This is a genomic window from Tenacibaculum adriaticum (assembly GCF_008124875.1).
Taxonomy (GTDB): Bacteria; Bacteroidota; Bacteroidia; order Flavobacteriales; family Flavobacteriaceae; genus Polaribacter; species Polaribacter adriaticus.
In genome coordinates, this window is sequence record NZ_VNIA01000010.1 from 19,715 (window position 1) to 29,538 (window position 9,824).

Below are 9,824 nucleotides of genomic sequence, written 5' to 3' on the forward strand. Positions count from 1 at the left end.
CTAACAGCAACTTACCTACTTAAAATCTAATTATGTAACAAAATTACAAGTGATTCAATAACTTAAAAGAATTTAAAAAAGAGCTATTAATAATGTTTTTTAATTAACCAATAAAAAATCCCGCTATTTGCGGGATTTTTTTTATAACATGGTAACTATTTTACTTCGCTACATTAACTGCTCTAGTTTCTCGAATAACAGTTACTTTAACTTGACCCGGATATGTCATATCATTTTGAATTTTTTGTGAAATATTGAATGATAATTCTGCAGCTTTAGCGTCATTTACTTTCGTACTCTCCACCATAACACGTAATTCACGTCCTGCTTGAATTGCATATGCTTTTTGAACTCCTGTGAATCCGAAAGCAATATCTTCTAAATCTTTTAATCGCTGAATATAACTATCTAAAACTTGACGACGTGCTCCTGGTCTTGCCCCAGAAATAGCATCACAAACCTGCACAATTGGCGACAACAAACTCTTCATTTCTATTTCGTCGTGGTGTGCTCCAATAGCATTGCAAATGTCTGGCTTCTCTCCGTACTTTTCGGCCCATTGCATTCCTAATAGTGCGTGTGGTAATTCACTTTCTGTTTCTGGCACTTTACCAATATCATGTAACAATCCTGCTCGTTTAGCTGCTTTTGCATTTAAACCCATTTCTGCAGCCATAATACCACAAAGGTTTGCTACTTCACGCGAGTGTTGTAATAAGTTTTGTCCGTAAGAAGAACGATATTTCATACGTCCTACAGTTTTTATTAACTCTGGGTGTAAACCATGAATTCCTAAATCGATAACCGTACGTTTACCAACTTCTATAATTTCTTGACTTATCTGTTTTTCAGTCTTTTTTACTATCTCTTCAATTCTTGCTGGGTGAATTCTTCCGTCTGTAACTAATTTATGCATCGATAAACGAGCTATTTCTCTGCGAACAGGATCAAAACAAGATAATATAATTGCCTCTGGAGTGTCATCTACAATAATCTCAACACCAGTCGCTGCTTCTAACGCACGAATATTTCTACCTTCACGACCAATAATTCTACCTTTAACATCATCGGATTCTAAATTGAATACCGACACACAATTTTCAACCGCTTGCTCTACTCCTACTCGTTGAATGGTATTTAAAACTACTTTACGAGCTTCTTGTTGGGCGGTCATTTTAGCTTCTTCAATAGTATCTTGAATATAAGCCATTGCATCTGACTTTGCTTCATCTTTTAACGATGCTAATAATTCTGTTTTTGCATCTTCTGCAGATAAACCAGAAATTTTCTCCAGCATATCTACATGACGTTTATGCAGTTTTTCTATTTCTGATTCTTTTTTATCTAAAAATTCTAATTTGTAGTCAAAATCAGATTCTTTTGTTTCTAAAGATTGATTTAACTTTTTATTTCTATCTAATTCTGAAGAAACCTTAGACTCTTTATCTCGAATTCTTTTCTCTACTTCTGATAATTTCTTTTCACGACCAAGAATAACCTTTTCATGTTCCGACTTAAGTTCAATAAACTTTTCCTTTGCTTGTAAAATTTTATCTTTTTTAATAGCCTCTGCTTCTGCTTTTGCTTCTTTGAGAATGCTATTTGCTTGCTTTTTTGTTTCCTGTATTAACTTATTAGATTTTGATTTCTCTAACATTTTAGCAATGGCAAAACCTATTGCTATACCTATAATTCCTGCTAACACAGAAAGAACGATTCCATCCATAAATTTAAATTTATCTGTATATATAAAAAAAGCCCACATCAGTAGGGTTTTTATAAACTCCTTAAAACAAGTTTAGAACTAACTGGCTGCTCAAGTTCCCGCTAAAGATATCATGCAAATGATACTTACGGTATACTTTACTAGCCAAGACTTATTCTTTTTAATTGAATAGTGTTGAGTTTATCAAACAATTTTACTAATGTAGGCAGTATGTTTATTGTTATGTAAAGAACTTATTTTAAATGATCTTCTAACATGTTAGTTAATTCATTTATTTTTTGCAATGCTTTTGTGGTTTCATTCGTTAATTTTAACGAAGATATTTCAGCTTTAGACGCAAATTGCAATGCACACATTGCTAACACATCTTGTTTGTCTGCCACCGCATAATTCTGTTCAAACTTCATTATTAAATCATTAATATCTTTAGCCGCTTTACGCATCCCTTCTTCTTCTTGCACATCATTCACGCTTAAAGGATAGGTTCTACCGGCTATAACAACATTAACTTTTAACTTTGTCATTTAAAGAACTTTTACGAATTCAATTGAGTGATACATTTATCAATCTCTCGAATCAAAGCATTTATTTTGAGTTTTGTATTTCTCGTGTTTTCCTTACTGCCTTCGATAGTTTTAGCAACTTTCAACAAATCGTATTTTTCTTTTTCTTTTTGCAATTGTTGCTCTTTCTCTTGTAATAAAAGCTGTAATCTAGTATTATTTTGAAGCAATGCCTCATTTTCTTCTTTTAAAAATTCATAGTTAGAAAGTATGTTTTTTAACTTAACTTCCATTAAATGAATTACTTTTAAAATATCACTCATTTATTTTTAGAGAAAAAACTATCTCAACAAATTTACTAATCTAAAGTAAGAATAGCAACAATTTTACTCTTTTTTACTAACTCACTAATGTTCAATGTCTTAATTTTTTGGTATAATTTTAGTAGTTTTGTTATAAAATTGTTGGGGTTTGAAATTTTATTATTCTTTATTTTTACTAATTATATACAGCTTTGGATATTCACAAACACAATATCCACAAAACTACTTTTCTCCCCCTTTAAAAACACCTGTAATTTTAGCTGGGACTTTTGGAGAGCTAAGAAGTAATCACTTTCATTCTGGTGTAGACATTAAAACTTTAAATAAAGAAGGGCTTCCTATTTATGCTCCTGCCGATGGTTATGTTTCTCGAATAAAAGTATCTCAATACGGATTTGGAAAAGCCATTTATTTAGAACATCCTAACGGATATACAACTGTATATGCTCATCTGCAAAAATTTGCTTTAGAGATGCAAGAATATGTTAAAAACATTCAATACAAAAAACAAAGTTATTATACAGGAAATTTATTTCCAGATTCACTAAGGTTTCTTGTAAAAAAAGGAGATGTTATTGGGTATACAGGAGATACTGGTAGTTCTGGTGGACCTCATTTACATTATGAAATTCGTAACACTGCCACTGGGCATATTATAAACCCCTTACTCTTTGGCTTACACCCAGAAGATACACGAAGACCAACTATATTAAGTTTAGTTGTTTTTCCTTTAGATGATGAATCTCGTATAAACGGAGCCGCACACAAAACAACAATTCCTTTTGAAGATTTAGGTAATGGAATTTTTAAAGCGGAATATACCAATGCTAATGGTTTTATAGGATTAGGTGTGAGTGCTTTTGATAGATTAGATAAAGCTAATAATAAAAACGGTTTGTATAGCTTAGAAATGAAGCTAAACGGAAATCGTGTGTATTATCATGATGTAGAAACTTTTTCTTTTCCTGAAAGTAAATACATCAACTTACTAATAGATTATGAACATTACGCAAAATTTAAAAAACGCGTTCAAAAAACCTACAAAGTCAAAGGGAACAGACTGAGCCTGTACAAAGATTTAGTTGATAATGGCAAAATACATATTAAAGAAGGAGAGAATTATAATATAGAAATTATAGCGAAAGATTTTGTTGGCAATACATCAATAGTAAAATTACCCATTCGTGGTGTTAAAAATAATGTTGTTTTTAAAGAAAAAGACACTACAGCTTATAAAATAAAAGCTACTAATTTTCATAAATTTCAACAGAAGAATGTAACGGTTGCTTTTCCTAAAAATACATTTTACAACAATCTTTATTTAGATTTTTCTGTAATTGAAGGTATTGCAAAAGTGCATGAACCTATTGTTCCATTAGATAAAAATTTTACGTTAACTTTTGATACCTCTAACTATTCTGAAAAAGAAAAACAACAAATTTACATTGCAAATGTAACTAAGGAAAAATACCCCTATTATGTTTCTACCAAGAAAAAAGAAGACAAAGTATATACGACTACTAAAACACTGGGAAGTTATACATTGAAACAAGATAGTATTTTACCTTCTATTTCATTACTTAATTTTAAAAATAACCAATGGATTTCTGCTTTAGAAACCCTAAAAGTTAAAATTAAAGATGAAGAATCTGGTATTAAAGATTTTGAGGCTACTATTGACGGAGAATGGATATTAATGGAATACAACCATAAAAAAGGGATCTTAACTTACGATTTTCCAGATAAAAAGTTGGTGGGTAGCAAACATCTTTTTAAACTTGTAGTTTCTGATAATGTTGAAAATACCGAAACAATTTCGGCTACATTTTACAGAAAGTAAACTAATTTCACATTGAAGAAACTAATTATTTTAATACTTTTTCCTGCACTGGTTTTTGCTCAAAAAACAGCAACTGTTAAAGGAAAAATCACCAATAAATTCAACTATCCAATTGAAGGTGTTGCTATTTCTTACTTAAATAGCGGAACCACTACAGATGCGTATGGAAATTATGAATTTCAAATTCCTGTTCGTAAAACTGTTAGTGTAACCTTTACTCATGTTTCATATAAAACACTAATTAAAAAGTTTACCGCTCGCGGATCGAGAACATTCAACTACTCTCCTACTCTAACTATAAAAAGTGAAGAATTAGAAGAGGTTATTGTTAAAAATCAAAAAAAGGAAGCACAAGGAATTACCGAAATAAACATCAAAAAAGTTGAACATGTAGTTGGAGCTAATGCTGGAGTAGAATCCGTATTAATGACACTTCCTGGCGTTAGTAACAACAATGAATTAAGCACACAATATAACGTTCGCGGTGGTAATTTTGACGAAAACTTAGTCTACGTAAACGGTATTGAAGTCTACCGTCCGTTTTTAATTCGTTCTGGTCAGCAAGAAGGATTAAGTTTTATCAATTCTCATTTAATTCAAAATATTAATTTTTCCGCAGGCGGATTTCAAGCGAAGTACGGAGACAAACTTTCATCTGTTTTAGATATTACGTACAGAAAACCTAAAGAATTTGGTGCACAAGTAGATTTAAGTTTGTTAGGAGGAAGCGCCACTATTGAAGGCACCATGCTAAACAATAATTTAAGTGCTATTCTTGGTGTTCGTTATCGAGACAATAGTTTGTTTGTGAATTCAAAGCAAACCGAGGTTAATTTTCGTCCGAATTTTACCGATATTCAAACATATTTATCGTACAACATCAATAAAAAACTTGATATCAGTTTCCTCGGTAATTTTTCTTTAAACAACTATAACTACAAGCCCTTAACGCGTAAAACTCGTTTTGGAACCGTTGCAAACCCATTAGAACTGATTGTTTTCTACGATGGACAAGAAAAAGATAGTTATCAAACTTTATTCGGTGCATTGTCAACAGATTATCAAGTTACAGATGATTTAAAAGTTACAGGAACCATTTCCTCTTTTAACACACAAGAAGAAGAATATTTTGATATTGCTGCTGCTTATAATTTAGGGGAAGTAGACACCAATGCTGGCTCTGAAAGCTTTGGAGAAGTTGAATTTTCTGAAGGAATTGGCTCTCAGCTCAATCATGCCCGTAACGATTTAGATGCTTTAATTAGTAATATTCAGTTAAAAGCAACTTTAAAAGACGGTAATAATGAATGGGCGACAGGTATAAAATACCAAACAGAAAATATTAAAGATCGTATTCGTGAATGGGAAATTATAGATAGTCTTGGTTTTTCCGTTCGCCCTCCTAACCATAATGTTCCGCAAGATCAACCCTACACTCCTTATGAGGGTCCTATTGAGCCTTTTCAAGATATTAGAGCTAATAACAATGTAGATATTAATCGTTTATCAGGATTTGTACAATTCAGCAGAAAAACAACCTTAAATGATCATCAAATTTGGTTAAATGGAGGTGTTCGTGCTCAAAGCTGGACAGTAACTGCAGATGGATTAAAAGCAGTAAGTCACTTTATTTTTAGTCCGCGTGTTCAGTTTAGCATCAAACCAGACTGGAAAAGTGACATGTTATTTCGTATTTCAGGAGGTTGGTATTCGCAACCGCCTTTTTATAAAGAATTAAGAGATTATAACGGACAAGTACATCCAGAGGTAAAGGCACAAAAATCTATTCATTTAGTAGCAAGTAACGATTATAGTTTTACCATGTGGGAACGCCCTTTTAAACTTACTACCGAATTGTATTATAAAAACTTATCGGATGTAAACGCCTACTCTATTGATAATGTTCGTATTCGTTATAGAGCTGATAATATTACAGAAGCTTATGCTTACGGATTAGATGTCCGTTTAAACGGAGAATTTGTACCAGGTAACGATAGTTGGGTTAGCATTGGTTATTTAAAAACGGAAGAAAGTATAAATGAGCAAGGATACATTGCTAGACCTACCGACCAACGTTTAAAATTTGGTGTGTTATTTCAAGATTATGTACCTAATCTACCCAACTTAAAAGCATATCTGAATATTGTGTATAATACAGGAGTTCCTGGTGGTTCGCCTTCGTATGCTGATGTTTATCAATTCCAAAATCGATTAAACGATTACAAACGTGCTGATTTAGGAATATCTTATGTTTTTGCTGATGCTAACAAAACGCACACAACAGGTTTTTTAAGCAATTTTAAAGAACTGAGTGCTGGCTTAGAATTATTTAATGTTTTTGATATCCGTAATTCGATTACCAATACTTGGGTACGCGATGTATATAGTAAAAATCAATATGGAATACCCAATTACATGACAGGACGCGTGTTGAATCTTAAGTTAAAAGTGAAGTTTTAGGTTAATTCTTCGAAATGGGTAAAACAACCAAAATGTTCTCATATCCGGGAATATAAACCGATAAAACAATATATTTGTTAGCATATAACCAGTTGGCAAACATTAAAAAATGAACAAACTACTATTAATATTTCTATTTATTTTCGAAATTGGATTTGGTCAAGACGCCAAATATCTTTCTGAAAATTATGAATTCAAGAATGGTGAAATCGCTTATATGTTTGGTAATGACGTTAAACTTCGTGACCAACCGAATACTGAATCTGATGTTTTATCTCTCTTAAAAATTGGTGAACAAATTGAAATAATGGAAAAGTCAAATTCAGCAATGGAATTCGACGGAATTGAGTCTCCTTGGTATAAAATAAAGACTAAAGATAAAATAGGATTTGTACTCGGAAGTTTAATTTCACTCGACAGAGTAATTAACGGAAATCTGACCTATTTAATTTCCTTAAAAAAAGATGGATTAAAATTGTATCTTAAAACAAGAGTTTTGGAAAATGAATTGGAGTTTAAAGAAAACACTTCTCAACTTTTTACTGGAGAATTTTCAATAAAAGCAACAGGAAATAAAGGACTTGAAATCATAAAAAGCATATTCGAAATTGATTATTTAGCAGAATCTTGTGGAGTAAATGGTGGCGGAATTTATTTATTCTATGATGGAAAGGAATTAATAAAAGCAATTGATTATACCCGAGTTGCAGACGCTGACTTATATTGGTTTATTGAGGAATATATTTTCCCAAATGATAAAGATGGATTAAAAGGAAAAATAGTATACAAAAGCGAGATTGGAGAAACCAAAGAATATGAAACGGAATGGACTGAAAGTAAAACAACCAGACGAATTTTAGAATGGAATGGCAAAGAAATATTTCCTAAAATAGAACCTGAAGAAGAATAACGATTTGCCAACACCGTGTAAAAAACATTGCTTATTTTAGTTAAGCCGTTTGGTCGTTGCTTTGTTTGCTTGCATCTGATTTTCCTTCGGAAAATCCTCGCACACAAACACGCAACGTTCCTTACACATAAACGTTATGCCCAAGCTAAAAACTACTCTGAATGTCTAAAGAAATTTGTCAAGAAATTAAACTAATCGCTGAAAATGCTCTTGATAAAATTGAAAGTAGTTTACCATCGGAAACAATAATAAAATTTATAATGTTTACCGAAACTCTAAGAGTTTTAGATTTCCATAGTTTAAGTTCATATAATCCTACTTCAAAGCTTTCTGAAGTCCCCAAATTCGACATAATGAAAATGGGTTGGAATCTATCTACATCTTATCTATTTGAAGGTTTTAAAACTTCTGGTTTTCCAATTGTAGAAAGCACAAAAGAAACATTTGGCTCTACTTCTAGTCTATTATACCATTTTGGTTGTATAACAATGTTAAAAAGGACAATAGATATGGTAAAGTCTGGGGCTTTATCTGTAGTAAAAACTGATGATAACACATTTGTCTTTGAGAAAACTAAAAATGTAAATTCTCAATTTCTTGATGATTTAGAATTCACCAATCTGGAAGAACTAGAAGAAGAATTAAAAGAAAAAACGGGAGAATATTATAAAGAATGGAACATTATTGAAAAAGATGATTTGGAAAAAGCCTTTGGCAGTCCTGGTAACTTTTTATCATTTACGGATAAGGAATTTAATCATTATTCGAGTGAAAATATTGAGAAATTGCTACACGACCAAGTCAGACCTTGGGATTCTGGACACGGAATAATGATGGGATATGGTAGTACTTTTGATATTGATATGCATTTTCTAGGGAAAGCAACCGAATTAGTCGGAAAATGGAGAGATGAAGCTGGGCTTCACCCAAAAACAAAAATCGGAAATATAACTGGTGGTGATTTAATGATAGTTGTTCTTTTTATGACTAGTTTTCATCTTAAACATATAAGTTACGGTTTAGTTGCATCAAAAAAACATCCAGAAATTTCAATAAAACAAAGCCTCACTCTTTGGGGCCCATTAGAAGACCTTATTAATGATATCGTAGAGTTTTCAGGTTTTAAAAAATCAATAATTACTGAAGCTTTCGACTCAATTATATTAAAACCTGATGACGTAAAACTATTGAAAAAACACACTTCTAAATTTATGCCTCTCGTTATTGATATTGGCAACGGTATAGTATTAAGACCTGTATCTAGTATAAATAGAAACCCTTTATTAACTATCAGTCAAATATTAGAGTATAGAAATCCAAATTTCAGAAATGACATTTCATTATATAGAGAAGAATGGTTAAGAAATAACCTATATGCTATGTTCTCAGGTGCTAGGTATAAAAATGTTGTTGGAAATATTAATCTTAAAACTGGAAATAAAATCGACACTGATATCGATGCTGCAATTTTTGATAGAATGACAGGTGAATTAGCGTTATTTCAAATAAAATGGCAAGACTTCTTTTTTAACGACATTAACAAATTAAAAAGTAGAGCAAGTAATTTAACTAAAGGACTAGATGATTGGACTTTAAAAGTAAATAATTGGATAACATCTAATGGCTTAAATAAATTACTACAAACATTAAGAATTAAATCAACAGAAGGAAGTCCAATAAGCAAGGTCTACCTTTTTGCAATTTCCAAAAATGCAGCTAGAATGAAAGGCTATGGTTATCAAACAACTGTGGATAATTTAGCAATTACAAATTGGCCACAATTTGCAAGAAACAGATTTGAAATCGGTCCTTCTGAAAAAGTTTTTAGAGACCTATTTGAGGCTCTGAAAGAACAAGAAAAAGACAACATTGAAACTAAACCGTTGCCTGCTGAATTTATTATTGGAAATAAGAATTTTAAATACAAAGACCTTTGGAGTACATATGGAAAGTAAAGCCTGGGCATAACAAAGAACTGAGGTAAAAAACAAGTAAATTTTACACTTTTTTAAACCAAAGTACTTTTATAATTTGCATCATAAGGCAATCCGCTTTTTACAAT

The 9,824-nt window shown here is 31.6% G+C and carries 7 protein-coding genes; 4 read left to right on the forward strand and 3 right to left on the reverse strand.

What is annotated here, in order from left to right:
- Positions 1–160 precede the first annotated feature (160 nt).
- From rny to C7447_RS14570, 3 genes are all read right to left on the reverse strand, one after another.
- Positions 161–1,726 (reverse strand): ribonuclease Y, encoded by a 1,566-nt coding sequence (gene rny / locus C7447_RS14560; RefSeq protein ID WP_148871256.1) that lies wholly within the window; start codon positions 1,724–1,726, stop codon positions 161–163.
- Between the two features lie 233 nt (positions 1,727–1,959).
- Complete coding sequence (locus C7447_RS14565) at positions 1,960–2,250, reverse strand: cell division protein ZapA (protein WP_148871257.1); 291 nt, start codon at positions 2,248–2,250, stop codon at positions 1,960–1,962.
- An 11-nt stretch (positions 2,251–2,261) separates the two neighbouring features.
- The gene (locus C7447_RS14570; protein ID WP_148871258.1) at positions 2,262–2,552 is read right to left on the reverse strand and encodes a hypothetical protein; all 291 of its coding nucleotides are present in this window, start codon (positions 2,550–2,552) and stop codon (positions 2,262–2,264) included.
- A gap of 148 nt (positions 2,553–2,700) precedes the next feature.
- Here C7447_RS14570 and C7447_RS14575 point away from each other — a divergent pair, with 148 nt between their 5' ends.
- From C7447_RS14575 to C7447_RS14590, 4 genes are all read left to right on the forward strand, one after another.
- Entirely contained in the window at positions 2,701–4,392 is a 1,692-nt protein-coding gene (locus C7447_RS14575; RefSeq protein WP_148871259.1) for a M23 family metallopeptidase, read from the forward strand.
- 12 nt (positions 4,393–4,404) lie between these two features.
- Positions 4,405–6,852, forward strand: coding sequence for a TonB-dependent receptor (locus tag C7447_RS14580; protein ID WP_148871260.1), 2,448 nt, complete (start codon positions 4,405–4,407; stop codon positions 6,850–6,852).
- A gap of 109 nt (positions 6,853–6,961) precedes the next feature.
- Positions 6,962–7,762, forward strand: coding sequence for an SH3 domain-containing protein (locus C7447_RS14585; protein WP_148871261.1), 801 nt, complete (start codon positions 6,962–6,964; stop codon positions 7,760–7,762).
- A 161-nt stretch (positions 7,763–7,923) separates the two neighbouring features.
- Positions 7,924–9,717 carry a hypothetical protein gene (locus tag C7447_RS14590; protein WP_148871262.1) on the forward strand — a complete coding sequence of 598 codons (1,794 nt, stop codon included), beginning with the start codon at positions 7,924–7,926 and terminating at the stop codon, positions 9,715–9,717.
- Positions 9,718–9,824 lie beyond the last annotated feature (107 nt).